The organism is Arthrobacter sp. Soil782, assembly GCF_001428435.1.
In the GTDB taxonomy this organism is placed as follows: domain Bacteria; phylum Actinomycetota; class Actinomycetes; order Actinomycetales; family Micrococcaceae; genus Arthrobacter_D; species Arthrobacter_D parietis.
In genome coordinates, this window is sequence record NZ_LMSO01000009.1 from 413872 (window position 1) to 438276 (window position 24405).

Annotated in this window: 25 protein-coding genes; 6 read left to right on the forward strand and 19 right to left on the reverse strand. The window is 63.5% G+C overall.

The window, feature by feature from the left end; all coding sequences use genetic code 11:
- Nucleotides 1-8: 8 nt before the first annotated feature.
- From ASH00_RS12535 to ASH00_RS12565, 7 genes are all read right to left on the reverse strand, one after another.
- Nucleotides 9-1292: an ABC transporter permease gene (locus ASH00_RS12535; protein ID WP_056548901.1), complete on the reverse strand. Its 1284-nt coding sequence runs from the start codon at nucleotides 1290-1292 to the stop codon at nucleotides 9-11.
- Entirely contained in the window at nucleotides 1289-2590 is a 1302-nt protein-coding gene (locus tag ASH00_RS12540) for an ABC transporter permease (protein ID WP_056548903.1), read from the reverse strand. The genes ASH00_RS12535 and ASH00_RS12540 overlap by 4 nt, the downstream gene beginning before the upstream one ends.
- Nucleotides 2587-4137 (reverse strand): ABC transporter ATP-binding protein, encoded by a 1551-nt coding sequence (locus ASH00_RS12545; RefSeq protein ID WP_056548905.1) that lies wholly within the window; start codon nucleotides 4135-4137, stop codon nucleotides 2587-2589. The genes ASH00_RS12540 and ASH00_RS12545 overlap by 4 nt, the downstream gene beginning before the upstream one ends.
- A gap of 175 nt (nucleotides 4138-4312) precedes the next feature.
- Nucleotides 4313-5386 carry a BMP family ABC transporter substrate-binding protein gene (locus ASH00_RS12550; RefSeq protein WP_157359137.1) on the reverse strand — a complete coding sequence of 358 codons (1074 nt, stop codon included), beginning with the start codon at nucleotides 5384-5386 and terminating at the stop codon, nucleotides 4313-4315.
- A 270-nt stretch (nucleotides 5387-5656) separates the two neighbouring features.
- Nucleotides 5657-6679: an LLM class flavin-dependent oxidoreductase gene (locus ASH00_RS12555; protein ID WP_235563289.1), complete on the reverse strand. Its 1023-nt coding sequence runs from the start codon at nucleotides 6677-6679 to the stop codon at nucleotides 5657-5659.
- Nucleotides 6680-6766: 87 nt separating this feature from the next.
- Entirely contained in the window at nucleotides 6767-7912 is a 1146-nt protein-coding gene (locus ASH00_RS12560) for an amidohydrolase (protein WP_157359138.1), read from the reverse strand.
- A 154-nt stretch (nucleotides 7913-8066) separates the two neighbouring features.
- On the reverse strand, nucleotides 8067-9188 hold the full coding sequence (locus ASH00_RS12565; RefSeq protein ID WP_056548912.1) for a mannose-1-phosphate guanylyltransferase: 1122 nt from the start codon (nucleotides 9186-9188) through the stop codon (nucleotides 8067-8069).
- A 215-nt stretch (nucleotides 9189-9403) separates the two neighbouring features.
- On the opposite strand from ASH00_RS12565, the gene sdhC reads away from it, so the two are divergent.
- The 4 genes from sdhC to ASH00_RS12585 all read left to right on the forward strand — a co-directional run bounded on the left by sdhC (nucleotide 9404) and on the right by ASH00_RS12585 (nucleotide 12894).
- A complete protein-coding gene (sdhC, locus tag ASH00_RS12570) occupies nucleotides 9404-9784 on the forward strand; it encodes a succinate dehydrogenase, cytochrome b556 subunit (RefSeq protein WP_056548914.1) in 381 nt (126 codons plus the stop codon).
- Nucleotides 9785-9787: 3 nt separating this feature from the next.
- Nucleotides 9788-10255 carry a succinate dehydrogenase hydrophobic membrane anchor subunit gene (locus ASH00_RS12575; RefSeq protein ID WP_056548916.1) on the forward strand — a complete coding sequence of 156 codons (468 nt, stop codon included), beginning with the start codon at nucleotides 9788-9790 and terminating at the stop codon, nucleotides 10253-10255.
- 72 nt (nucleotides 10256-10327) lie between these two features.
- On the forward strand, nucleotides 10328-12106 hold the full coding sequence (gene sdhA, locus ASH00_RS12580) for a succinate dehydrogenase flavoprotein subunit (RefSeq protein ID WP_056548918.1): 1779 nt from the start codon (nucleotides 10328-10330) through the stop codon (nucleotides 12104-12106).
- On the forward strand, nucleotides 12106-12894 hold the full coding sequence (locus tag ASH00_RS12585) for a succinate dehydrogenase iron-sulfur subunit (protein ID WP_056548921.1): 789 nt from the start codon (nucleotides 12106-12108) through the stop codon (nucleotides 12892-12894). The genes sdhA and ASH00_RS12585 overlap by 1 nt, the downstream gene beginning before the upstream one ends.
- Nucleotides 12895-13004: 110 nt before the next feature.
- Here the strand turns inward: ASH00_RS12585 and ASH00_RS12590 are convergent, their stop codons facing one another.
- The 5 genes from ASH00_RS12590 to ASH00_RS12610 are packed head-to-tail and all read right to left on the reverse strand — an operon-like array spanning nucleotide 13005 to nucleotide 17102.
- Nucleotides 13005-14060, reverse strand: coding sequence for a YihY/virulence factor BrkB family protein (locus ASH00_RS12590; protein WP_056548923.1), 1056 nt, complete (start codon nucleotides 14058-14060; stop codon nucleotides 13005-13007).
- A gap of 22 nt (nucleotides 14061-14082) precedes the next feature.
- The gene (locus ASH00_RS12595) at nucleotides 14083-14688 is read right to left on the reverse strand and encodes a 2'-5' RNA ligase family protein (RefSeq protein WP_082566108.1); all 606 of its coding nucleotides are present in this window, start codon (nucleotides 14686-14688) and stop codon (nucleotides 14083-14085) included.
- 4 nt (nucleotides 14689-14692) lie between these two features.
- Complete coding sequence (gene trpS, locus ASH00_RS12600; protein WP_200954804.1) at nucleotides 14693-15736, reverse strand: tryptophan--tRNA ligase; 1044 nt, start codon at nucleotides 15734-15736, stop codon at nucleotides 14693-14695.
- Between the two features lies 1 nt (nucleotide 15737).
- Entirely contained in the window at nucleotides 15738-16589 is an 852-nt protein-coding gene (locus tag ASH00_RS12605) for an exodeoxyribonuclease III (RefSeq protein WP_235563291.1), read from the reverse strand.
- A 21-nt stretch (nucleotides 16590-16610) separates the two neighbouring features.
- Nucleotides 16611-17102 (reverse strand): hypothetical protein, encoded by a 492-nt coding sequence (locus ASH00_RS12610; protein ID WP_056548927.1) that lies wholly within the window; start codon nucleotides 17100-17102, stop codon nucleotides 16611-16613.
- A 190-nt stretch (nucleotides 17103-17292) separates the two neighbouring features.
- Between ASH00_RS12610 and ASH00_RS12615 the strand changes: the two genes are divergently transcribed.
- Nucleotides 17293-18066, forward strand: coding sequence for a CHRD domain-containing protein (locus ASH00_RS12615; protein WP_056548929.1), 774 nt, complete (start codon nucleotides 17293-17295; stop codon nucleotides 18064-18066).
- Between the two features lie 17 nt (nucleotides 18067-18083).
- Nucleotides 18084-18764, forward strand: coding sequence for a class F sortase (locus tag ASH00_RS12620; protein ID WP_056548931.1), 681 nt, complete (start codon nucleotides 18084-18086; stop codon nucleotides 18762-18764).
- A gap of 56 nt (nucleotides 18765-18820) precedes the next feature.
- Here ASH00_RS12620 and ASH00_RS12625 read toward each other — a convergent pair whose 3' ends face one another.
- The 7 genes from ASH00_RS12625 to glyA all read right to left on the reverse strand — a co-directional run bounded on the left by ASH00_RS12625 (nucleotide 18821) and on the right by glyA (nucleotide 24299).
- Nucleotides 18821-19180: a VOC family protein gene (locus ASH00_RS12625; RefSeq protein ID WP_056549309.1), complete on the reverse strand. Its 360-nt coding sequence runs from the start codon at nucleotides 19178-19180 to the stop codon at nucleotides 18821-18823.
- A 69-nt stretch (nucleotides 19181-19249) separates the two neighbouring features.
- On the reverse strand, nucleotides 19250-20074 hold the full coding sequence (locus ASH00_RS12630) for an ABC transporter permease (RefSeq protein WP_056549311.1): 825 nt from the start codon (nucleotides 20072-20074) through the stop codon (nucleotides 19250-19252).
- A 5-nt stretch (nucleotides 20075-20079) separates the two neighbouring features.
- Nucleotides 20080-20883 (reverse strand): ABC transporter permease, encoded by an 804-nt coding sequence (locus ASH00_RS12635; RefSeq protein ID WP_056549313.1) that lies wholly within the window; start codon nucleotides 20881-20883, stop codon nucleotides 20080-20082.
- Nucleotides 20884-20980: 97 nt separating this feature from the next.
- Complete coding sequence (locus ASH00_RS12640; RefSeq protein ID WP_056548933.1) at nucleotides 20981-21922, reverse strand: ABC transporter ATP-binding protein; 942 nt, start codon at nucleotides 21920-21922, stop codon at nucleotides 20981-20983.
- 29 nt (nucleotides 21923-21951) lie between these two features.
- Nucleotides 21952-22845 carry a bifunctional methylenetetrahydrofolate dehydrogenase/methenyltetrahydrofolate cyclohydrolase gene (locus tag ASH00_RS12645; RefSeq protein WP_056548935.1) on the reverse strand — a complete coding sequence of 298 codons (894 nt, stop codon included), beginning with the start codon at nucleotides 22843-22845 and terminating at the stop codon, nucleotides 21952-21954.
- Nucleotides 22846-23010 (reverse strand): hypothetical protein, encoded by a 165-nt coding sequence (locus ASH00_RS16725; RefSeq protein ID WP_157359111.1) that lies wholly within the window; start codon nucleotides 23008-23010, stop codon nucleotides 22846-22848. It abuts the gene before it with no gap.
- Nucleotides 23004-24299 carry a serine hydroxymethyltransferase gene (glyA, locus tag ASH00_RS12650; protein ID WP_056548937.1) on the reverse strand — a complete coding sequence of 432 codons (1296 nt, stop codon included), beginning with the start codon at nucleotides 24297-24299 and terminating at the stop codon, nucleotides 23004-23006. The genes ASH00_RS16725 and glyA overlap by 7 nt, the downstream gene beginning before the upstream one ends.
- Nucleotides 24300-24405 lie beyond the last annotated feature (106 nt).

Below are 24405 nucleotides of genomic sequence, written 5' to 3' on the forward strand. Positions count from 1 at the left end.
CCATGGCTCTACTCCTTGACGTAGGGAATGCCGCCGGCTGCCGGCGGGCGGGACCGCCCCACCAGTCCTGCAACCGCCAGGATGGTCACGATATACGGCAGCATGGCCAGGAACTGGCTCGGGACATCCGTCCCGATGATGGACAGGACAAAGCGCAGGTTGGTCGCGAAACCGAACAGCAGCGCCGCGAAGAACGCGCCGATCGGGTTCCAGCGTCCGAAAATGAGCGCGGCGAGGGCAATATAGCCCTGACCGGCGGTCATGTCCCGGGTGAACGTACTCACCGACACGAGCGTGAAGAACGCACCTCCGAACCCGGCAACAGCACCGCCCAGAAGGACATTCCAGAACCGCGTGGAGTTGACCTTGATGCCCATGGTGTCCGCGGCTTGCGGGTGCTCGCCCACGGCCCGCACGCGCAGGCCCCACTTGGTCCGGTACAGCCCGAGCCAGATGACAATCACGGCGGCGTACATGAAGTAACCGACGATGGTCTGCTGGAACAGGATCGGGCCAATGACCGGGATGTCCGCAAGCAGCGGGATGCGGATGTCCGGCAGACTCGGCGGCGAGTTGAACGTTGCCGAGTCACGGCTCAGGAGCGTGGATGCGAGGAAGCCGGTCAATCCGGAGACCAGCACGTTCAGCACCACGCCGACAATGATCTGGTTCACCAGGTACTTGATGCTGAAGATCGCAAGGATCAGCGAGACAAGGACGCCGGCGAAGGCGGCGGCGATCAGTCCCACGTAGACACTGCCCGAGACCGATGCGGCAACGGCTGCGGCAAACGCTCCGGAGAGCAGCTGGCCCTCGATCGCGATGTTGACGACACCGACCCGCTCGCACAGTACGCCGGAGAGCGAGCCGAAGATCAGCGGGATGGCCAGCGTCACTGATCCGGCCACCAGGCCCGCAAGGGAGATGGTTGGGCGGTCGGCTATTCCCACCACCCAGGTAAGGAATCCGACCACGAAGAGGAACGCGTAGGCAATGCCCGCCCACTGGTTGATGCCTGCGCCGCGGCGCACCTGCAGGTAGGAGTAGACCGTGATCGCGATGAGCGCGATGGCCACAACCCAGCCGACCACGTTCGCGGGCAGTGCGATATCCGCAAGGCGGAAGCGGTCGGAATCATCCGAGACCCGGAAGACAGCGGTGGTCGCCGGTCCGCCGAGTGCGAAGACGAACAGTGCCAGAAGGGCTCCGACACCGAATCCGATCGGGGCCTTCCAGCTCCTGGTTGATGATCCTGTGACCCGTGAGTCATTCACCGATGCTGCGATGCTCATGCTGCACCTCCGGATGTGGTCGCCTTCTGGTTCTTGCGGGACGGTTTTTCCTTCCGGTCAATCCGGAAGATGGCCTTGACCAGAGGCGGCGCGGCGATGAAGAGGACGATGAGTGACTGCACCACGAGGACAATGTCGATCGGCGTGCCGGTGAGGGTCTGCATCTGCACGCCACCCGCACGGAACGCACCGAACAACACGCCCGCGAAGAACACGCCCCACGGATGGGATCTGCCCAGCAGCGCGACGGTGATCGCGTCGAACCCGAAGCTCGCCGCAATACCGCTGGTCAGCACCTGCTCGGTTCCGGCCACCTGCGCAACGCCGGCCAGACCGGCGAGACCGCCGGCAAGCATCATGACGACGACGTAGCCTTTGGTCACGCTGATGCCCGCGGTGCGTGCAGCGGAAGGATTGGCGCCGACGGCGCGGAGTTCGAAGCCGACGGTGGACCGGTTCAGCAGCCACCAGACGCCGTAGGTCGCAGCAATCGCCACCAGGAAGCCGAGGTGCAGGCGGAACTGCGGACCGAGGATCTGTGGGAACAGCGCCGTTTCGTCCAGCCGCGGGCTGATCGGGTTGGCCGATCCCGGATTCTGGAAGGACGGGGTGGTCAGCAGGTATCCGACCAGGTAGATGGCGATGTAGTTGAGCATGATGGTCACGATGACCTCGTGCGCACCGGTGCGTGCCTTGAGGATGCCGGGGATGAATCCCCACAGCGCGCCGCCCACGAAACCCGCAAGGACGACGAAGACCAGGTGCAGGCCGAAGGGCAGGTGCCAGGAGAATCCGATCCAGCCGGCAAACATGGCACCGAGGATGATCTGCCCCTGTGCGCCGATGTTGAACAGTCCGGCACGGAAAGCGACCGCCACGCCAAGTCCGGCGAGAATGAGCGGCGTGGCCACGGTGAAGGTCTCCGTGAGCGGGCGGAACATCAGGGCGAGGGAATCGGCACGCGGGTTGAACACCGCGCCCTGGAACAGCGCCACGTACGCGCTGCTCGCCGCCTCCCAGGCTGCCAGGAAGGTGTCCGTCGGACGGGTGAAGAAATACGACGCGGCTGCGGCGACGTCCTCATCGGTCAGCGCGATGAGGATCCCGCCGAGGACGATCGACAGCACGACGGCGAGAATCGCCACGAGCGAGGAGCCGGTGACAATGCTCTTCAGGATTCCGGGGCCGCGATCCTCGGAGTCCTGGGGTGCCGGCGTTGTGTCACCGGTCCCCGGAGCCGGCGGCGGCGCGGCTGTTTCCTCAGCTCCGGCTTCGGTCCCCCTGTTCGCGGCGCTCATCGGTCTGTCTCCCCGGTGTCCCGGTGCTGACCCTGTCCCAGGGCCTCCTCGGCCGTCATCCCCGCCATCATGAGTCCGAGCACGTCGCGTGACGTGTCGCCGGGCACCACGCCCATAAGTTCTCCTCCGTGCAGGACCGCGATGCGGTCCGCAAGTTCACTGATTTCATCGAGTTCGGTGGATACGATCATCACCGGTGTGCCGCCGTCGCGCTCGGTGACGATGCGTTTGTGCAGGAACTCGATCGAGCCGACATCGACGCCGCGTGTGGGCTGGGAGGCAATGAAGAGGTTCAGCGGCCGCGACAGTTCCCTGGCCAGGACCACCTTCTGCTGGTTGCCGCCGGAAAGTGTGCTGACGGGTGCTTCTGCACTTTGGGTCCGCACGTCGAACTCCGCGACCTTTTCCCGGGCATTCTTGAGGACCACCGACGGTTTCATCGCCATTCCCTTGGCGAAGGGCGGCTCGTTGTACCAGTTCAGGATCATGTTCTCGGCGATCGAGAAGCTGCCTACCAGGCCGTCCACCTTGCGGTCTTCAGGAACAAAACCCACGCCTTCGCGGATGATGTCCTTGACCTTCATCCCGAGCAGCTCCTTGCCGTTGAGCCGGACTGATCCGGAAGCGTGGGGATGCAGACCGAGGATAGCTTCCGTGAGTTCGGTCTGACCGTTTCCCTGCACACCGGCGACTGCCAGGATCTCGCCCTTGGAGATCTCAAAGCTGACGTTGTCGAGCAGCTTCTGTCCACCGGGCCCCGGAACAGTGAGATCGCGGACGGTGAAAGTGGTGTCACCGGGCGTGGCGGGCGCTTTGTTGAGGCTGAGGCTGACCTGCCTGCCCACCATCATGGAGGCAAGCTCTCCGGTGCTGGCGGTGGGTTCAACCGTTCCGACGACGGCGCCCCTGCGGATCACCGTAATGACATCGGACACTGCCTTCACTTCGCGCAGCTTGTGGGAAATGAACACGATGGCGGTGCCGCCCGCCTTCAGCTCCTCGATGATCTGTATCAGCTCGTCGGTTTCCTGGGGAGTGAGCACGGCGGTGGGCTCGTCCAGAATCAACACCTCCGCCTTGCGGACCAGTGCCTTGATGATCTCCACCCGCTGCTGCACGCCGACGGGAAGGTCTTCAACGAGGGCGTCGGGATCAACGTCGAATCCGTAGCGGTCGGAGATTTCGCGGATGCGTGCCCGGGTCTTGTCGAGGTCGAGGATCCCGCCGGCCTTGGTGTGTTCATCGCCCAGCGCCACATTCTCGGCGACGGTGAAGACGGGGATGAGCATGAAGTGCTGGTGCACCATGCCGATCCCGGCGGCCATGGCGTCCCCGGGGCCGCGGAAGGTGACCGGTTTTCCGTCAACCAGGATGTGCCCGTCGCTCGGCTCATACAGTCCGTAAAGGACGTTCATGAGGGTCGACTTGCCGGCACCGTTCTCGCCGAGGAGGCAATGCACCTGGCCGGGGTTCACCACCAGATCGATATTGTCATTGGCAACAAGGGAGCCAAACCGTTTGGTGATTCCCTGCAGTTCGAGCTTCACAACCCCAACCAACCTGTCCTTTGTGGGAGCTGGTCAGCGACGGTGAGGTAACACCTCGGCCCGCCCGCCGGCGCCAGCATGCAGAATCAATTCAACCGTAACGCGAACGCGCCGCCCGCTCCTTGCAGGACCACAAGAACCATCCTGGGAGCGGGCGGCGCGTTTTCGAGCGGTGTTACTGAGGGCTTGCCTCAGACTCGACCGTGATCTCGCCGGAGATGATGCCTGCCTTGATCTCCTCAAGTTCGGCCTTCATCTCGTCGGAGACTGCTTCCTCCTGGTCGTGGAACGGGGCAAGTGCGACGCCGCCGTTCTCCAGGGTGCCGACGTACGGCTCGTTGCTGAAGTTGCCGTTGACGTCTTCGGTGATGACCTGCTCCACTGCTTCGCCCATGAGCTTCATGACAGAGCTGAGGATGTACTCGGTGCCGCTTTCAACGGTCTCGAAGCCGTCCGAGTCGACCCAGATCACCTTGTTGCTGCCGCCGTCTGCGTTGGCTTCCTCCACGGCCTCAATAGTGCCCAGGCCCACGGGTCCGGCCACCGGCATGATGATGTCAGCGCCCTCGTTGATGAAGTTCTGCGTGTTGGTCTTGCCCGCAGCCTGGTTGGAGAAGTCACCGATGAAGGTGCCGGTCTGTGCTTCCTTGTCCCAGCCGAGGAGCTGGACGTCGGCGTCCTTCTGCTCGTTGTAGTAGGCAACACCCTCAGCGAATCCGTCCATGAAAATGGTCACGGTGGGGATCTGGATACCGCCGTAGGTGGCAACCTTGCCGGTCTCGGAGGTACCCGCGGCCAGATAGCCCGCCATGAACGCGGCCTGCGCCGTGTCGTAGATGATCGGCTTGACGTTCGGCAGGTCGATCTGGTTGTCGTCGACGATCGCGAAGTTGGTCTCCGGGTTGGCTTCAGCTGCCTCGGCAGTGGTAGCGGACAACAGGAAGCCGACCGTGACGATCATGTCGCAACCCGAGGTGACCATGGAGTTCACATTGGGGGTGAAGTCGGTTTCAGCCTGCGACTCTGCCTGCTGAACCTCGATACCGAGCGACTCTTCGGCGGCCTTGATGCCCTCGTAGCTGGACTGGTTGAACGACTGATCGTCGAATCCGCCCGAGTCGGAAACGATGCAGCCTGTGTAGTCGGTTGCCTCGGCCGCGGGATCGGATCCGCCGCCTTCGGTCTCGGCCGGCGGCGCGCCGCAGCCGGCCAGGAGAAGGGCCGCAGCCCCCAGTGCTGCAACGGACATGCCGGTGCGGCGCTGAATCAAGCTCCGTGAATTCTTCAATGTTCCTCCGATAAGAAGTAAGCCCACGAACGAGAGATCAATGAGTGTCCGTCTGCACTGCCCTGAAGCGGGTACAAGCTCTGTTTTCATTGATGTTCGTGGCGCCGGTCCCGCCTCAAATTCGGGACTCGATGATGAAGCTTACTCTAACGCCGGAGTGACCGGGCACACTACCAAAGCGCCGCCCGGTTCTTACATTGTTCAAGTTTTGTTACCAACGGGTAGGTGGACCTATCCGGCGGTTGGAGCTTGAGCCGGCACTTGGCCCCACACCTCCGCAAGGGAAGTGAGGGAATCAATGCGGGAGTCGACGTCATAGGTGGTGCCCGTGATCATCAGTTCTTGGACTCCGGTGAGCTCCACCAGCTCCTCCAGGCGCGCGGTCACCTGTTGGACAGTCCCGACGGCCTTGATTGCGGGCAGGTGATCGAGCATCAGCTGCTCCTGGTCCGTGAAGGTGCGCTCGGCGGCCTCCTGGGGCGGCACGATCGGCGCCGGCCGGCCGGAACGCAGCGACAGGGCCATCACCCGGGCCGGTCCTGCAAGGTACTCGGCTTTTTCCACTGTGGCCGCCGTCAGCGCCGACGTGGCCAGCATTGCGTACGGCTCCGCGAGGGCAGGCGAGGGTTGGAAGTTGGAGCGGTAGAGGCGCATGACCGCCGCCGGATCCTCGTTGCCGAAGTGGTGCGCGTAGCTGTACCGCAGGCCCAGCATCCCGGCCAACTGGGCGGAGTAACCGCTTGAGCCGAGCAGCCACACATCAGGGAAGGACGACGGCGCCGGCGTGGCTGCCAGCCGCATCACGCGGTCAGGCGTCCGGTTGTCGCCCAGGAGCGCGAGAACCTCCAGGACGTGTTGCGGGAACTCTTCAACGCCGAGCCCGTCGGTCTGCCGGCGCAGGGCCATCGCGGTCATCTGGTCCGTACCGGGCGCCCGGCCGATTCCAAGGTCGATCCTGCCCGGGTGCAGTGCCTCCAGCAGGGCGAACTGCTCTGCGACCACGAAGGGCGCATGGTTGGGGAGCATCACACCGCCCGACCCCAGCCGGATCTGCGACGTCTTCGCCGCAAGGTGCGCAATCAGCACCGAAGGGCTGGTCGAGGCCACAGAGGGCATGTTGTGGTGCTCGGCCACCCAGAAACGGGTCAGTCCCAGACGGTCTGCGGCCTGCGCAAGCTTCGTGCTGTCGGCAAGGGCATCGGAACTGGAACGACCGGCTCCGACGGTAGCGAGGTCGAGGACGGACAAGGGCACGCGGGGACTGTTGGAGCTGCTCACGCTACGTGGCAACCGCCGCGGGCCCGTGTGAATTCCCGCGCCCGGCTCCCGGGCTTTCGCGAACTAGTGCCGGAGTCCGAGGACTGCCCGCAGTGCGGCAGCTGCCATGACGCGCACGCCGCACCCGATTGCCTGTTCATCAGGGCGGTAATCACCGCGGTGCAGATCATAGGTTTCACCGCCCGGGGTGCGGGTGCCGAGGCGCATCATGGCCCCGGGCACCTTCTGGGTCATCCAGGCGAAATCCTCCCCGCCCATGGACTGCGGCGTGAGGACCACTGAATCGGGGCCCAGCTCCGAACGGGCGGCTGCCTCGATCAGCCCGGTCTCCGCCTCCGTGTTCACCACGGGCGGCACTCCCCTGGTGTGTTCAATCCTGACGTCCACGCCGAACGGAGCAGCGAGTTGCCGCACAGTCTCGTCCATGAGGTCACCCGCCGCTTCCCAGGCCTCACCGTCAAGGCACCGCATGGTGCCGGACATGAAACCGTGCGCCGGGATGGCGTTGGGAGCGGAGCCGGCGTGCATCTGGCCCCACACCACCGAGACGGCGCTGCGCACGTCGATGCGCCGGGACAGTACGGCCGGGACGTTGGCTGCGATATGGGCGAGGGCAAAGACGAGGTCCTCCGTGAGGTGCGGCCGGGACGTGTGCCCGCCGCGTCCGCTCAGCTCGACACGGACTGTGTCCGACGCCGAGGTGATGGCACCGATGCGCGTTCCCACCAGGCCGACGTCGATACGTGGATCGCAGTGCAGGGCAAGAATCCGGGGAACCTCGGAGAGGACTCCCTGGGCGATCACGTCCAGCGCTCCGCCCGGCATGGTCTCTTCAGCGGGTTGGAAGATCACGCGGACGCGGCCGCCCAGCGGAGTCTCCGCGTCGATTTTCGCCAGCACCAGCGCGACCCCCAGCATCACGGTGGTGTGGATGTCATGACCGCAGGCGTGAGCGATGCCCGTCGAGGATGAGGCGTAGGGCAGACCCGTCTCCTCGAGGATGGGCAGGGCGTCGATGTCTGCCCGCAGGCCGATCCTGATGTCACCTTCGCCGATGTCAACGAACAGGCCGGTATCCTCGAGGCGTTGCGGCCTCAGTCCGGCCGCCTCCAGCCGCTCAACGAGCCGGTCGGTGGTGCGGTACTCCTTGTGGGACAGTTCCGGATGATTGTGGAGATCGCGCCGAAACCCCGTCAGCTCATCCAGCATCGGAGCGGTCCACACACCGATGTGTGGGACTACGGGAGCTTCAGTGGAAGTTTTCTGCACTTCACCAGCGTAACGAACCTGCGGACAGCCGCTTCAACCCCGCGTCATTGAGCGACTCGCAGCTCCGTTGACCGCGACCATCCGAAGCGTGCAGTCAGAGAACGTCGACGTCACCGCTGGCGCGCAGCGACTCCACTGCCTTCTTAACTTCCTGCGCATGTTCCTTGGTTGTCACCAGAAGTGCGTCAGGAGTGTCCACAATAACGACGTCGTCAATTCCGATCAGCGCGATCACACGCTTGGTATCCGACACCACAATTCCCGACGCGTTCTCAGAGAAGACACGTGCACCCTCTCCCATGACGGTGAGCTCACTGTTCTCCATGGCCGGATTGAGGCGGCCGATCGCAGCGAAATCGCCGACGTCATCCCAGCTGAAGTTGCCGGGAATCATCGCTACATCTCCGGCAGCTGCGGCGGGTTCGGCAACGGCGTAATCGATCGCGATCTTCGGCAGGGTGGGCCAGACGCGGCCGGCAACCTCGTTGCGGGAGCGGGTATCCCACGCGGCGGCGATTTCCATGAGGCCCGCATAGAGAACGGGCTCATTAGCCTCCAGGTGCTTGAGCATGAGCGCCACCGGCGCCACGAACATGCCCGCGTTCCAGCTGTACTTGCCGCTGTCGATGTATTCGCGGGCAACCGCCACCGACGGCTTCTCCACGAACTCGATCACCGAATGGGCACTCGGCGCCCCGTCGATGTCCAGCGGCTCGCCCGCCCGGATATACCCGAACCCGGTGGACGGATGGGTGGGCAGAATGCCGATGGTCACGATGTAACCCTCGGCGGCGGTATGAACGGCTTCGCGGACCGCTGCCTGAAAATCTTCGGCGGGCGCGATCACCGCATCCGCTGCGAACGAGCCCATGATGATCTCCGGATCGCGGTGATAAAGAATCGCCGCGGCCAGACCGATAGCGGCGGCCGAATCCTTCGGTTCACTCTCCAGGACGAGGTCCGCGTCCTTCAGCTCCGGTAGTTGCGCGCGCACAGCCCTGCGGTGCGCCTTGCCCGTGACAACCATGATCCGCTTGCCGCTGAGCGGCTGCAGCCTCTCGTAGGTCGCACGGATCAGGGTGCTGCCGGAGCCGGTCAGGTCATGCAGGAATTTGGGTGCGGCCGCACGGGACAGCGGCCACAGCCGCGTACCGGTTCCGCCTGCCGGTATCACACCGTGGAAGCGGTCCAGGGGGCTGTGCTCATGAGTACTCATCGCTCCCACATTAACCCAGCGGGAACGCAGCGCATCAACCGTCCCGCATAGACCTTGTAACAACCCTCTGTTAACAAGGTCACAACGTAGGGCTGCCTAAATTGAACACCCCATCGGCCGGGCCTAGATTAGGCTTGTGGAAAGAGTGCTCTCGCGGGGCGACATTCCAGCGTTGAAGACGCGCTAACGCCCCTGCGACACAGGGAGGTTTTTCAGTGTCGAAGACACCAGCAGGCACCCTCTACCGCGGCCGTGAAGGCCAGTGGTCCTGGGTTGCGCATCGTATTACCGGCGTCGTGATCTTTTTCTTCCTACTCGTGCATGTGCTGGACACCTCTTTGGTGCGGGTGTCACCCGAGGCCTATGACGCCGTGATCGAGTCCTACAAGAATCCCATCATGGGTCTCGGAGAGCTGGGACTGGTAGGCGCCATTGTCTTCCACGCGTTCAATGGCCTCCGCGTTGTCCTCGTGGATTTCTGGAAGAAGGGCCCCAGGTACCAGCGCCAGATGCTGTGGGCCGTCGTCGGGCTCTGGGCAGTCACCATGATCGCCTTCTCCATCCGCCATCTCGCCGTTGTTTTCGGAGGTCACTAAGCCATGGCTGCTCCCATCGTTGAATCTCCCCGTTCCGGACGCATTTCACCGCAGTACCGGCGCAGCGGCAGTTCCAAGGGCAACTTCGAGATGTTCGCGTGGCTGTTCATGCGGCTGTCCGGCGTGGTTCTCGTGGTGCTCATCTTCGTCCACCTCTGGACGAGCCTGATCGCCGGAGACGGCATCGAGGGCGTTGACTTCGGCTTTGTCGCCGGCAAGTGGGCGGATCCGCTGTGGCAGGTCTGGGACCTCGTCATGCTCTGGCTCGCCATGCTCCACGGCACCAACGGTGTCCGCGTCATCATCAATGACTACGCGGAGAAGGACTCCACCCGGTTCTGGCTGAAGAACGTGCTGTACGTCTCCACGGTCGTCATCGTTGTGCTCGGCACCCTCGTGATCTTCACCTTCGATCCGTGCCCTGTGGTCAACGGAGTACCGCACGTCGCCGACTACTGCCCGGCACCGTAATTTTCCGGCCGCTGGTAGCTGAGTCATCAGGGCGGCCCTCTTCACCACCAGTTCCAACAGAAAGAGCACAGTATGCAGGTCCATAAGTACGACGTCGTTATTGTGGGCGCAGGTGGCGCCGGCATGCGCGCCGCGATTGAATCCGGCCAGCGCGCAAGGACGGCTGTACTGACCAAGCTCTACCCCACCCGTTCCCACACGGGTGCGGCGCAGGGCGGCATGTGCGCCGCCCTCGCCAACGTCGAGGAAGACAACTGGGAATGGCACACCTTCGACACCGTGAAGGGCGGCGACTACCTGGTCGACCAGGACGCCGCCGAGGTCATGGCGAAGGAAGCGATCGACGCAGTGCTGGACCTGGAAAAGATGGGTCTGCCGTTCAACCGCACCCCCGAAGGCCGCATTGACCAGCGCCGCTTCGGAGGCCATACCCGGGATCACGGGAAGGCCCCCGTCCGGCGCTCCTGCTATGCCGCCGACCGCACGGGTCACATGATCCTGCAGACGCTGTACCAAAACTGCGTCAAGCACAACGTCGAGTTCTTCAACGAGTACTACGTACTGGACATGCTGACGGTGGACGAGGAGTTCACCGTAGATGGCGTAACACGCATCCGGAAGCGGGTTGCCGGGGTCGTTTCCTATGACCTCGCCACCGGTGAGCTTCACGTATTCCAGGCCAAGTCGGTTGTATTCGCGACCGGCGGCGTCGGCAAGGTCTACAAGACCACCTCCAACGCGCACACGCTGACCGGCGACGGCATGGGCATCGCCTTCCGCCGCGGTATCCCGCTGGAGGACATGGAGTTCTTCCAGTTCCACCCCACCGGCCTGGCAGGGCTCGGAATCCTGCTCTCCGAGGCTGCCCGCGGCGAGGGCGCCATCCTTCGCAACTCCGAGGGTGAGCGTTTCATGGAGCGGTACGCCCCCACCATCAAGGACCTCGCGCCCCGTGACATCGTGGCGCGTTCCATGGCCAACGAGGTGCGGGAGGGTCGCGGCGCCGGGCCCAACAAGGACTACGTCCTTCTGGACCTGACGCACCTCGAACCTGCGCACATCGACGCAAAACTGCCGGACATTACGGAGTTCGCCCGCACCTACCTGGGGGTGGAACCGTACACCGAACCGGTGCCCGTGTTCCCGACCGCGCACTATGCAATGGGCGGCATCCCCACCAACATCAAGGCTGAGGTTCTGCAGGACAATGACACCGTTGTCCCCGGCCTCTACGCCGCGGGTGAGGTTGCCTGCGTTTCCGTTCACGGCTCCAACCGCCTCGGGACCAACTCGCTGCTGGATATCAACGTCTTCGGCAAGCGTGCGGGAATCGCCGCGGCTGAGTACGCCGTCACAGCCGAGTTCGTCGAGATCCCGGACAACCCGCTGGTCGAGACCGAGCGTCTGCTGGACACCATGCGCAGCTCGGAGGGCGGCGAGCGCGTTGCTCAGATCCGCCAGGAACTGCAGGACATCATGGACGCCAACGTCCAGGTGTTCCGAACCGAGCAGACCCTCAAGGAAGCCCTCGAGGTCATTGACAAGCTTGAGGAGCGCTACACCCGCGTCACTGTCCAAGACAAGGGCAAGCGGTTCAACCTTGACCTGTTGGAAGCCGTTGAGCTCGGATTCCTGCTCGATATGGCAAAGGTCATGACGGCAGCTGCCCTGCATCGGCAGGAATCCCGCGGCGGCCACTTCCGCGAGGACTACCCCGAGCGTGATGATGAGAACTTCATGACCCATTCCATGGCCTACAAGGATCCTTCCGCCACTGAAACCAGCGGGGTGCGCCTTGAGACCAAACCGGTAGTCTTCACCCGTTACCAGCCCATGGAGCGTAAGTACTGATGAGCACCGAAACAGTCGAAAAAGAACCGGCCTCGAAGGTTGACCTGGCACCCGGAGTAGGCGGCGGCGGTGAAATTCCCACCTTCGACATCACCCTCAAGGTGCGGCGCTACAACCCCGAGGTCTCTGATGACGCGCACTGGGACGAGTGGAAGCTCACCATGTACGGCACGGACCGCGTCCTGGATGCCCTGCACAAGGTCAAGTGGGAGCATGACGGCACCGTTTCGTTCCGCCGTTCCTGCGCGCACGGCGTCTGTGGCTCCGATGCCATGCGCATCAACGGCCGTAACAGGCTGGCGTGCAAAACCCTGCTGAAGGACCTGGACACCTCCAAACCCATCCTGGTCGAACCGATCAAGGGCCTGCCGGTGGAGAAGGACCTCATTGTTGACATGGAACCGTTCTTCCAGTCGTACCGCGAGATCATGCCCTTCCTCATCAACCGCGGCCACGAGCCAACCCGGGAGCGCCTGCAGTCGTCGGAGGAGCGCGAGCGGTTCGATGACACCACCAAGTGCATCCTGTGCGCAGCGTGCACTTCATCCTGCCCGGTCTTCTGGACAGACGGCCAGTACTTCGGGCCGGCGGCCATCGTCAACGCGCACCGCTTCATCTTCGACTCACGCGATGACGCCGGTGACATGCGTCTGGAGATCCTCAATGACAAGGAAGGTGTGTGGCGTTGCCGCACTACCTTCAACTGCACCGAGGCGTGCCCGCGCGGCATTCAGGTGACGCAGGCAATCGCCGAGGTCAAGCAGGCCATCCTGTCCCGCAAGGTCTAAGAGCGCCTCTCCTGCGGACGAAACGGCGCGGCTACCGAAAGGTGGCCGCGCCGTCGTCGTTCCCGGAAGTTTTGCGCAGATCAGGTGACTCCGCAGCCGTCCAAGCCGCTTTAGGTGCCCGAAAGTTCCGAGGTTTTGGCAGCGGCCGCCCTGCTGCGCTGGCGCAGGGACCGTGCGCGGCCGCCGCGTGCCCGGGAGCGGGCCGACTGGGCATCTGCCGCACCGATGGCGCCCCAGGCGGTTGCCAGCAGGTAGACCTGGCTCAGCAGGAAGAACCAGACGAATAGCCCGATGATGACGGCGAAGGGAGCGAGCAACGGGTTGCGGTCTACTCCAGCCAGCAGGAGGGTGCTGAACGTCCGCAGAACGGTGCTGCCCACTCCCGCGATAAGGGCAGACTGAAACAGAACGGCTCTTGGCATCTGGATGGCCGACGCCGAGTGGAACAGGATGACTGCGACGAGGGTGTCCAGCAGGAGCGTGACCGCAGTTCCTGCGACCTGCGTCAACGGTTTCGCAGCACTATCCAGACCCAGCCATTGAAGAACCAGATCCAGGACGGTATTGGCAACCAGCCCGACAACGGTGGTGACGATGAGCGCCACCGCAAGCACAAGCAGAATCCCGAGGTCCTTAAGCTTGACCAGGATGGGATTCGACTGGACCGCGGGGAGGTCGAAAATCCCGCGCATCCCCTCGCGTACGCCCCCGATCCAACGCAGCGATGTAAAGAGCATGACAACCGTTGAGATGAGCAGGGCGAGGCTGAGCCCGGACTCCAGGTCGAAGAGCTCTTCGGTTGTGGCGAACCCGGTGCTGCTGGTGCCGTCCCCGTCAGTGTCGATGAGCCCGGGCGTGGTTCGGTCCACTGCACGGACGATCATCTGTTGTAATTCGGTATTTCCGGCGACCACCAGCCCTGCGATTGAGAAACCGACAACCAGCAGGGCAGCAATGGCGAAGAACATGTTGTAGGCGATCCCCGCGGCCATCAGCGGCCCGTGGCGGCTGGTGTAGAGCTGAAAAGCCCGCATTGGGCGAAAAGCGTTCAGCCTGGCCATCAGATATTGGAAGGTGGCCAGAAGAACGGGTGCTCCCCCGCCCTTTTCCCGCCGGGTCCGGCCGAGATCGCGGCGCGCTTGCAGAACCTTTAGTTTGAGCTTCATTCGCTCCGTGGGGAACGGGTTATCAGGTGCCCGGTTTTTCGCCGGCGGTAGCGTTCTGGCCAAAAGCGAGCTCTTCCCGTAGTTTCCACACGCCCGTGACGTCGTGCTCGTACAGTCCCATGGTACGTACGGTGAAGGATGCCTCGAAGTCGTCGAGCTGTACCTCGGCAGAATCCATGTTGGCTTCGCTGACGTCATGGGCCACGGTGACGTGCGGATGGAAAGGGTACTCAAGGTCGCGGGCGAGCGGCCCGGCCTGTAAGCGCCGGTGCAGGTCAACGCAGGATTCGAATCCCTCGGTGACATTGATGAAGACCACGGGGGTGAGCGGACGGAACGTGCCGGTGCTTTTCAGCGTCACCGTAAAGGAACTTTGTGCAGAGGCCACCTCACGCACATGGGCGATGGTCGACGGCCAGTCCGCAGCTGGAGTGGTGGTGATCAGCGTGATGTGCGGCGGGACGAGAGCAGCCATCGGATCGCCGAAGGAAGCCCGCCAGCGTTCGAGTTCGCCAGCAATGGGCTCCGGAATGGCGATGACCACTCCCACCAGCTTGCCCTCCACAGCACGCCGGCCCACTACGTAGGTCGGTTGGCGCTGCTCGGTGTCGCTGAGGGGGTGGCTCATGATCCTAGAAGGCACCCGCCGGTCCGCGGCCGCGCGCAGGGAGGAAACCTACTTTGGAGAACACATCTGCCAGCGTAACCGACGCAATTTCCCGCGCCTTTTCCGCGCCTACCGCGAGCAGCCGGTCAAGCTCTCCCGGATCGCCGAGCAGCTCGAGCGCGCGTGCCCGTACCGGCTCAAGGCGATCAACCACCACGCCCGCAAGCTCCACCTTCAGGTGCCCGTACATGCGGCCCTCAAAATGCCCGACCACGTCCTCCAGGCTCTTCCCAGTCATCAGCGAATAGATCGAAAGCAGGTTGGATACACCCGGCTTTTCCTCGCGGTCGAAACGGATTTCCGCGCCGTCATCCGTCACTGCGGATTTGATGCGCTTCGCGGTGACTTTCGGCTCATCCATGATGTTGATCAGGCCCGCCGCCGAGCTTGCGGACTTGGACATTTTGGCCGTGGGGTTCTGCAGGTCATAGATCTTGGCCGACTCCTTCTGGATGAACGGCTTGGGAACCACGAACGTCTCTCCGAATCGCGTATTGAAGCGCTGCGCGAGGTCCCGGCTCAGCTCAATATGCTGGCGCTGGTCCTCACCGACGGGAACGCCTTCCGGCTGGTACAGCAGGATGTCCGCTGCCTGCAGGATTGGATAGGTGAACAGGCCGACCGAGGTGGAGTCGGTGCCCTGCTTGAGCGACTTGTCCTTGAACTGGGTCATGCGGGAAGCCTCACCGAACCCGGTGATGCAGTTCAGCACCCAGGCCAGCTGCGCGTGTTCAGGCACGTGTGACTGCACGAAGAGCGTGCACTTGTCCACGTCCACACCGCCGGCGATGTATTGCGCGGCGGTCAGCCTGGTGCGCTCCGCGAGCTCCGCCGGATCCTGCGGCACGGTGATGGCGTGGAGGTCGGGAATGAAGTAGATGGCGTCATAGGAGTCCTGCATCTGGACCCACTGCACGAGGGCTCCGAGGTAATTCCCCAGGTGGAGGGAACTGCCCGAGGGCTGCATACCGGACAGAACCCGCTGACGTGTCGCTGTGGAGGAAGTCATATCAGTCCTGTGGTTGTAAGAGCTTGTAGTCGACGACGAGCGGCGCATGATCCGAAAAACGCGCTTCCCAGGAGTGGGCACGATCGACGACGGCGGTGGTGGCGGCAGTTGCCAGTTCTGGCGTGGCGAGATGGTAGTCGATGCGCCAGCCGGCGTCATTGTCGAAGGCCTTGCCGCGCCAGGACCACCAGGTGTAGGGGCCGTCAACGTCCCCGGCAAGGTCACGGTGGACATCAACCCAGCCGACCGCATCGCTGAAGAAATGATCGAAGTAGGCGCGTTCCTCCGGCAGGAAGCCTGCCTTCTTCAGGTTGCCCTTCCAGTTCCGGATGTCCCGGGTGGTGTGTCCGACGTTGAGGTCTCCAACCACCAGGGCGTGGTCTCGGGTGCGGCGCAGCTCGGTGAGCCGCGCCGACATCAGGTCGAGGAACCGGTACTTGTCCTGCTGCTGCGGCGAGTCCGCCTCCCCCGAGTGCACGTAGGCGCTGACCACGCTGAGGGTGGTTCCGTCCAGGTCGAAATCAGCTTCCACCCAGCGACCAGCGGAGGCGAAGTACTCGTCACCGATGTGCTCGCGGGTCTCCGTGGGCTCCAGACGGGAAGCGACGGCGACGCCGGCACGGCCCTTGGCCGCGGCCTCAGCATGCAGAATGTGCCAGGAGTCCCCAAGGAGCTCCCGCACCACCTTGTCCGGTGCACGCACCTCCTGAAGGCACAGGATGTCGATGTCCCTGTCCTCGAGCCACTCCTGCATTCCCCGCCGGTATGCTGCGCGGATTCCGTTCACGTTCACGGTGGCAATACGAAGGGCTTCTGGGTGCTTGCTGCTTATCAGGGTTTGTGCCGAACTCACCCAATCAACCTTACCGGAGCGCTAGTCGACGACAGTGCCCTCAACCGGGCCGTCGTCGTCGTTTTTCATCATGCTGCGGGCATTGTGGGAAGTGATCTCGATGGTTTCCAGCGCACGGTCCACCATGCCCTGGTCCGAGCCGAGATGATCACGGATCACGCGGGCCTGGACCTGGACGATCTTGAAGCTGTGATCGAGCTTCTGATCCCGCATTGCGCCGCTTGTACCGGCCGGGCCTCCGCCCGCCGTGCCCCCGCCGGCGGCCCTGTTGAACTCCTCGATCCGGGCGCTCGCCTTGCGTGCGGCAGAGCGCACCGTAAACACCACGAAGCTGAAAATCAGCAGCCACCCAAGGGAGATGATGACCACCAGCCAGCCAACGACGTCGTTCTCATTGGCTGCGAAGACCACAGCCACCAAAAACACCACCAACATGATGGCCATTCCTACGCCGCCCATACGCAGGCTCAGTCCCTTGCCCGCGGTTTTTCCAGAGGTTCCCAGTGGTTGCATGCCTCTATTGTCGCAAACCGGCAGCGCGGGCATGGTTGCTTCCACCACCGGCGAAAAGACGGTTCGAGCATCCGAAGAAGGCGCGCGGGAAATTTAATTCAGATCACACCCATCCGTGATACACCCCACGCCGAACTAAGGTCATGCGCATCCTTTCCGGTGCGCGTCCCATTCGCACCATGGAGGAACCATGAACAAGAAAGCACTTTTCGCAGTCCCGACCCTCGCTATGGGTCTGCTCGCAATGGGCGGCGCACCCGCCATGGCTGACAACCATGTGGAGTCCTACTCCTCGACCCTCGGCCAACTGAACGGCACCACGGGCACGGGTACCATCACGGTCGATGTCGAAGGAACCCAGGCAACTGTCAACCTTCAGGTGTCCGGCTTGGCTGAGACCTTCATGGACGGACCCTACCCGCACGTCCAGCACATCCACGGTGGAGCCGAGGGCACCTGCCCCACGCCTGCTGCGGACACTGACGGAGACGGCCTCGTCAGCGTAACCGAGGGTGCTCCGTTCTACGGCGGCATCGTCACCACCCTGTCCACCAGCGGCGACACCAGCCCTGCTGCAGGTCTTGACCTTGCACTGGGCGGCCAGGGCGGCACCTACAGCATCGAGCGCACCTTCGAGCTGAACGCTGAAACGCAGGCAGCACTTGAAGCCGGCACGGCGGTCGTTGTCGTCCACGGTCTCGATCCCGCCACCGCAGGTGTCAGCGAAGAGGTATTCAGCGCACCCAGCGATCTGAACCCGGACCTGCCGATCGGTGCAACCTCGCCTGCTCTGTGTGGCACCCTGGTTGCTTCACAGATGGGCGCAATGCCTGAGGGCGGCGCTGACACCGGCGTTGCTCAGGAGACCGGCTCCAACCTGGGCATGATCGCCCTCGGTGGCGGCCTGGTTCTGGCAGCAGCAGCCGGCGGCACCTACGCCGTCCGTCGCTCAACCACCAAGTAAAGGACTGATCTGATCTCATGATCAGCTCCAACTCCGGCCGCCGCAGAAGCTTTGCAGTTTCTGCGGCGGCCGCCCTTTTGATACTCACCGGTTGCGGCACAGGCACCGGCAGCGAGGATGCTCAGGCCCCAACGACGACGGCGGCGCCGGCTACCTCCGTGCCGGCAACACTGGCCCCTTCCGCGAGCCCCGAAACGTCCCCCTCCGCGGAGCCTTCCCAGACACCCGCCCTTCCGCCGGTGCTGGAAGCCTCCAAACCGGTCTCCTTCTCGATACCCACCATCGAAGCGGGCTCCGAACTGCTCTCGCTTGGACTACGGGAAAACGGCTCCCTGGAGGTGCCGCCGGACGGACCCGGAGCACCAGCCAGTTGGTACAACCAGTCCCCCACGCCCGGCGAGCGCGGACCGGCCGTCTTGCTGGGCCATGTCAACGCCACCGGCGGCGGCCCCGGCGTCTTTGCGGACCTCAGGGCGCTGAAGGCCGGCGACCTCATCGAGGTCAAGCGCGAGGATGGGTCGATCGCCACCTTCGCAGTCACCAAAGGCGAGCAGTACCCGAAGGACGACTTCCCCACCCAGAAGGTGTACGGGAACACCGAGGGCGCCGAACTCCGGCTCATCACCTGCGACGGCTACGATCCGGAAACCGGGCTCTTTGACGACAACTACGTGGTGTACGCCGAACTGGTCATCTGAGGTTCCAAACAACAAGCCTTTGGTACCAGCAGGCCCTCACTACCAGAAGTCGCTGCCTACCAGCACACGAGACAGAACGGGTGGCCTGCCGGGTCCAGATAGACCCGGTAGGTGCCCGTCCCCGACTCCAGACTGGTAGCCCCTAGCGCGAGCACCTTCTGCTCCGCTACGTCGAGGTCCTCCACCCGGATATCGAGATGCACCTGCTGCGGGATCTCCTGGCCCGGCCACCTCGGCGGCATGTATCCCTCAACCTGCTGGAAGGCCAGTGCCGGACGGTCCGGGGCATCACCGATGGTGATCCACCCGTTGTCATCATGCTGGACGCGGATCATGCCCAACAGGTCCTCGTAGAAGGACGCCAGCTGGTCCGTGTTTGAGCAGTCGAAGACGGTTGCGTGCCATTTCCCAATCATGGTCCCAGTATCTGCCGTCCCCACCCAAGATGGTAGACAATCGCGGACATCTTCCGTCCTTGCACATTCCTACTTCAGGAACAGCTTCCGGAGGCGCGCGGTGGTCAGCACCATTCCGACGAGGATCATCACCAGGTAGTAGGTAATGTGGACCGCCGTTGCGGGGGTGAAGATGCCGACACTGAGTTGACGCAGCAATTCAACGCCGTGCCAGAGCGGCAGAGCCTGGATGAACCACTGGATGCCCTGCGGGTAAACACTCAATGGATAGAACGTCGCCGAGAACAGGAACATCGGCAGCATCACGAAATTGATCCAATCCATCTGCTGGAAGGTCTTCATGTAGCTGGTGATGCCCATGCCGAACGAGGCGAAGCCAAAAGCAATCAGCACGGACGCCGGAACCATCAGCAGTGCCCACGGCGTGGTGATCAGCCCCATCAGCCCCATGACCGCGGTGAAGCCCGTGGCGTACAGGGCGCCCCGCAGGAGCGCGAGGAAAATCTCGCCGATCGCAACATCCAGCGGCCCCAGCGAGGTGTACAGCATGCCCTGGTAAAGCTTTGCGAAATTCATCTTGAAAAACACGTTCCAGGTGGAGTCATAGACCGCGCCGTTCATCGCGGAGACTGCAAGGAGCGCCGGGGCGATGTAGGCGGCGTAGCTGATTTCCTCTCCGCCGGGCCCGACGACGGTGCCCACCAGTGCGCCCAGGCCCACCCCCATGGAGATGAGGTAGAGCACGGGCTCAAAGAACCCGGACACCATGATCAGCCAGTTGCTGCTCTTGGTGGCCATGAGTCCGCGCGCGATCACTGCTTTGGCATTTCGTGCGTACAGCGCACTGAACGGGCGGTCCTTGACCTGGACCCGGTAGTCCTCTTCTGTGAGAATGTTGCTCACTTGCCCAGCCTCCGTTCATACATGCGGCGGGCCAGGACCCAGCCGAGCAGTGCCAGCGCCACCAGATAGAGGATGTGGATGGCCGAGAGCCAGAGCGGCTCGTCATACCCATAGGTCAGCACCCGTCCCAGTTCCGTGCCGTGCCACAGCGGGGAGATCCACCCGATCCAGCGTAGGAAAATGGGCAGCGTTTCGAGCGGGAAGAAGGTGCCGGAAAACAGGAACAACGGAGTCACGATGAAGCGCATGACCAGCGCGAACTGGCCCTTGTCCTCGGTGACGCTGGCCGAGTACGCCATGAGCGGGAGCCCGAACGAAAGCCCGCAGACAACGGCGACGATGATTGCCACCGAACCCCAGGCAGATGGCGATGCACCGAAGGCAGCAACGATCGCGAAGTAGATCGCGGACATCAGGAAGAGCCTCAGCGAGATCGCGATGATGTATCCGTTGACGATCTGGTGCACTGCCAGCGGCGAGGCATGCGGACCGTAGTAGACGCGCCGCCACTTGAAGCCGTCCATGACTGGATAGGTGAACTCCGTGGCGGCCGTCATGATCGTGGCGGAGGACAGGAGCGCCGGCGCAATGAACGCAAGATAGCTAACGCCGCCGAAAGCGCTCTCGGCGCTGTTGCTGTCCACGAGCGTGGCGAGGCCGACTCCCATTGCGAAGAGATACATCACGGGATTGCCCACGCTGTAGGCGAGCAGCGTCCAGCGGTAGCCGTTCATCACCTTAAGGGCGTGTTCGGCGTAATACCAGGAGCCGAACTTCCGGGCGCGTTCCGCCGCGACCATCGGGGAATGGGCAGCGCGGACGGCCTGCTCATTCTTCGTATTTCCCGTTTCCCGGTGGCCGCCCGGTGCGGGCTGATCCGGGGTGCCGGTGTGCTGGCTAGTCAACGAGGCTCCTACCGGTCAGCCGCAGGAAAACATCCTCAAGGGAGGACCGGCGCACAAGGGAGGTAATGGGATGAAGACCGCGGGCGGTGACCTGCTCAAGGGCAGACTCGCCGTCGTGCGTGTAGATCAGCACGCGGTCCGGCAGGGACTCGAGCCGTTCACCGATGCCGGCCAGATCCGCTGCCACCGTTGTGTTCCTTTCCGAGCCGAAGCGGAGCTCGAGCACCTCACGGGTGGAGTGCTCGCGGATGAGTGTGGCGGGAGATCCCTCAGCCATGATCTGCCCCTTGTCCACCACGACGAGGCGGTCGCAGAGCTGCTCGGCCTCATCCATGTAGTGGGTTGTGAGGATCAGGGTAACGCCGGACTCCTTCAGACGGAACAGCCGGTCCCAGAGAATATGCCGGGCCTGTGGATCGAGGCCGGTGGTGGGTTCGTCCAGCAGGAGGATCTTCGGTTCGTTGATGAGAGACCGGGCGATGGTCAGGCGCCGTTTCATGCCGCCGGACAGCGAGTCCACCTTCGCCTTCGCCTTGTCCGTCAGTTGGGCGAATTCCAGGAGCTCATCCGCTTTGGGTTTGAGGTAGCTCATGGGAAGGCCGAAGTAGCGGCCGTAAACCAGCAAATTGTCCCGGACGCGCAGTTCCTCGTCCAGATTGTCCTGCTGCGGCACGACGCCGAGGTGCGCCCGAACCTCCGGACCATGCTGCTCAGGGTCCAGACCCATGATGGTCAGCTTCCCGGAGGTGCGCTGCGAGACGCCGCCGATCATCCTCATGGTGGTCGACTTGCCGGCGCCGTTGGGACCGAGCAGGCCGAAGGACTCCCCCGCTGGTACGTCGAATGAGATGCCGTCGACGGCAGCGAAATTCCCGTAGTGCTTGGTCAGCCGGTCAGCGGAGATGACGTAGTTCGGATTAGTTTGGTTGGGCACCAGAACAGCCTAGAGGAACAACGGACGAACTACCCGGTGGTGATGGCCGCCTGACGTTCCGCAGCCTCCACGACGTTGGCCAGGAGCATCGCGCGCGTCATGGGGCCCACTCCCCCGGGATTGGGCGAAAGCCAGCCTGCGACGCCGGATGCGTCCTTTGCGACATCGCCGCGCAGTGTGGCCTTGCCAGTCTCAGGATCGGTCACCCGGCTCACGCCGACGTCCAGGACGATGGCACCAGGCTTTAGATGTTCAGCCGTGATCATGCCGGGCAGGCCCGCGGCCGCCACGACGACGTCGGCCTCGCTGAGGTGCCGCGGCAGGTCCACCGTGCCGGTATGCGCCAGTGTGACCGTCGCATTGATTGCACGCCGGGTCAGCAGCAGGCCAAGCGGCCTACCTACAGTCACCCCACGTCCCACGACGAGCACGTTCTTGCCCTTGAGCTCGATGTCATGGCGCAGAAGCAGCTCGACGATGCCATGCGGGGTACACGGCAGGGGCGAGTCCATAGGTCCGTTGACATTGAGGACGAGCTTCCCGAGATTGGTCGGGTGCAGTCCGTCGGCGTCCTTGCCCGGTGCCATCCGCTCAAGAATGGCATGTGCGTCGATGTGCGCAGGCAGAGGCAACTGGACGATGTAGCCGGTGGTGGCGTCGTCGTCGTTCAGTTCGTCAATAACCTTTTCGAGGTCCTCCTGGCTGATGTCGCCCGGGAGGTCCCGGCGGATCGAGTTGATGCCCACCTGCTCACAGTCACGGTGCTTTCCGGCGACGTAGGAGTGGCTCCCGGGATCATCTCCGACCAGCACCGTTCCCAGGCCGGGCTTAACGCCCTGGCCCTTCAGAGTGGTGACCCGCTCTGTGAGTTCGCTGCGGATTGCGGCCGCTGTTGCCTTGCCGTCAAGAATTTTTGCGCTCATCTACGCCGCTCCTTTGTTGAGCTGTTCCCTGTCCAATTCCTCGAGCAGGTACGCCTTGCCACGTTCGCAGCAGCCCGTGAAACAGCACTCCTCCGTGGGGATCTCGTACTCGTCCGAGCGGGCGGCTGCCGATTCCAACGCACCCGGAGGCAGGTCTTCTACCATTCCTCGTGCCCGGGGTAGAGCGGGAAATCGGCAGCGAGGCGGGACACGCGTGCGCGCAGGGCCTCGAGGTCGGCACCGGGCTTCAGGACTGCGGCGATGATTTCGCCCACCTCGGTGAATTCAGCGGAGCCGAATCCGCGGGTGGCCAACGCCGGGGTGCCGATGCGGAGACCGGAGGTAACCATGGGCGGGCGTGGATCGTTGGGGACAGCGTTGCGGTTGACCGTGATACCGACCGAGTGCAGGAGGTCCTCCGCTTGTTGACCGTCCAGCTCGGAGTTGCGGAGGTCCACCAGGACCAGGTGAACGTCGGTGCCGCCGGTGAGGACCGACACGCCGTGTTCGGTGACGTCGGCGCCCATGAGCCGCTCGGCGATGATGCGGGCGCCCTCGAGGACGCGCTCCTGGCGCTCCTTGAATTCTTCCGTGCCGGCAATCTTGAAGGCCGTGGCTTTGGCTGCGATGACGTGCATGAGCGGGCCGCCCTGCTGGCCCGGGAAAACGTTGGAGTTCAACTTCTTGGCCCACTCCTGCTTGGCCAGGATCACGCCTGAGCGAGGGCCGGAGAGGGTCTTGTGCACGGTGGAGGTGACCACGTCCGAGTGGGGAACGGGGCTCGGGTGCAGGCCGGCTGCCACGAGGCCTGCGAAGTGGGCCATGTCAGTCCAGAGCAGGGCGCCGACCTCATCAGCGATGGACCGGAATGCTGCGAAATCGAGGTGGCGGGGGTAGGCGGACCAGCCGGCGATGATGACCTGGGGCTTCTCCGCCAGAGCCTGCTCGCGGACGCGCTCCATGTCGAGGCGGTGCGTGTCATTCTCGACGCCATATGCTGCGACTTCATAAAGCTTGCCGGAGAAGTTCAGCTTCATGCCGTGGGTCAGGTGGCCGCCATGCGCCAGGGACAGGCCCATGATCTTCTCGCCGGGCTTGATCATCGCAGCGAGCGCGGCGGCGTTGGCCTGCGCTCCTGAGTGCGGCTGGACGTTGGCGTACTCCGCACCGAAGAGCGCCTTTACGCGCTCGATGGCCAGGCTTTCTGCGACGTCAACATGCTCGCAGCCGCCGTAGTAGCGGCGGCCCGGGTAGCCCTCCGCGTACTTGTTGGTCAGGACCGAGCCCTGGGCTTCGAGGACCGATCGCGGCGCGAAGTTCTCGGAGGCGATCATCTCGAGGGTGTCGCGCTGGCGTGCGAGCTCATTGTTGAGGACCGCGGCGATTTCCGGGTCCACCTCGGACAGCGGCGCATTGGTCACGGACTGGGTCACAGAGGGAGAGGATGAAGTCACGGAAGGCTCCTGGTGAGATGAGGGTTCTACAGGTCAGGCTACCTGTAGACCGCGGTGCGCCCGAAAGTTCCAGCCAAACTGGCTCGAAGTGTTTCGGATGGTGACT

Coding starts and splice junctions, on each gene's coding strand:
- ASH00_RS12535 (WP_056548901.1), bottom strand. CDS start 1,292: ATGAGCATCGCAGCATCGGTGAATGACTCACGGGTCACAGGATCATCA.
- ASH00_RS12540 (WP_056548903.1), bottom strand. CDS start 2,590: ATGAGCGCCGCGAACAGGGGGACCGAAGCCGGAGCTGAGGAAACAGCC.
- ASH00_RS12550 (WP_157359137.1), bottom strand. CDS start 5,386: ATGTCCGTTGCAGCACTGGGGGCTGCGGCCCTTCTCCTGGCCGGCTGC.
- ASH00_RS12560 (WP_157359138.1), bottom strand. CDS start 7,912: ATGCTGGATGAGCTGACGGGGTTTCGGCGCGATCTCCACAATCATCCG.
- ASH00_RS12565 (WP_056548912.1), bottom strand. CDS start 9,188: ATGAGTACTCATGAGCACAGCCCCCTGGACCGCTTCCACGGTGTGATA.
- ASH00_RS12575 (WP_056548916.1), top strand. CDS start 9,788: ATGGCTGCTCCCATCGTTGAATCTCCCCGTTCCGGACGCATTTCACCG.
- sdhA (WP_056548918.1), top strand. CDS start 10,328: ATGCAGGTCCATAAGTACGACGTCGTTATTGTGGGCGCAGGTGGCGCC.
- ASH00_RS12585 (WP_056548921.1), top strand. CDS start 12,106: ATGAGCACCGAAACAGTCGAAAAAGAACCGGCCTCGAAGGTTGACCTG.
- ASH00_RS12590 (WP_056548923.1), bottom strand. CDS start 14,060: ATGAAGCTCAAACTAAAGGTTCTGCAAGCGCGCCGCGATCTCGGCCGG.
- ASH00_RS12595 (WP_082566108.1), bottom strand. CDS start 14,688: ATGAGCCACCCCCTCAGCGACACCGAGCAGCGCCAACCGACCTACGTA.
- trpS (WP_200954804.1), bottom strand. CDS start 15,736: ATGACTTCCTCCACAGCGACACGTCAGCGGGTTCTGTCCGGTATGCAG.
- ASH00_RS12610 (WP_056548927.1), bottom strand. CDS start 17,102: ATGCAACCACTGGGAACCTCTGGAAAAACCGCGGGCAAGGGACTGAGC.
- ASH00_RS12615 (WP_056548929.1), top strand. CDS start 17,293: ATGAACAAGAAAGCACTTTTCGCAGTCCCGACCCTCGCTATGGGTCTG.
- ASH00_RS12620 (WP_056548931.1), top strand. CDS start 18,084: ATGATCAGCTCCAACTCCGGCCGCCGCAGAAGCTTTGCAGTTTCTGCG.
- ASH00_RS12625 (WP_056549309.1), bottom strand. CDS start 19,180: ATGATTGGGAAATGGCACGCAACCGTCTTCGACTGCTCAAACACGGAC.
- ASH00_RS12635 (WP_056549313.1), bottom strand. CDS start 20,883: ATGGTCGCGGCGGAACGCGCCCGGAAGTTCGGCTCCTGGTATTACGCC.
- ASH00_RS12645 (WP_056548935.1), bottom strand. CDS start 22,845: ATGAGCGCAAAAATTCTTGACGGCAAGGCAACAGCGGCCGCAATCCGC.
- ASH00_RS16725 (WP_157359111.1), bottom strand. CDS start 23,010: ATGGTAGAAGACCTGCCTCCGGGTGCGTTGGAATCGGCAGCCGCCCGC.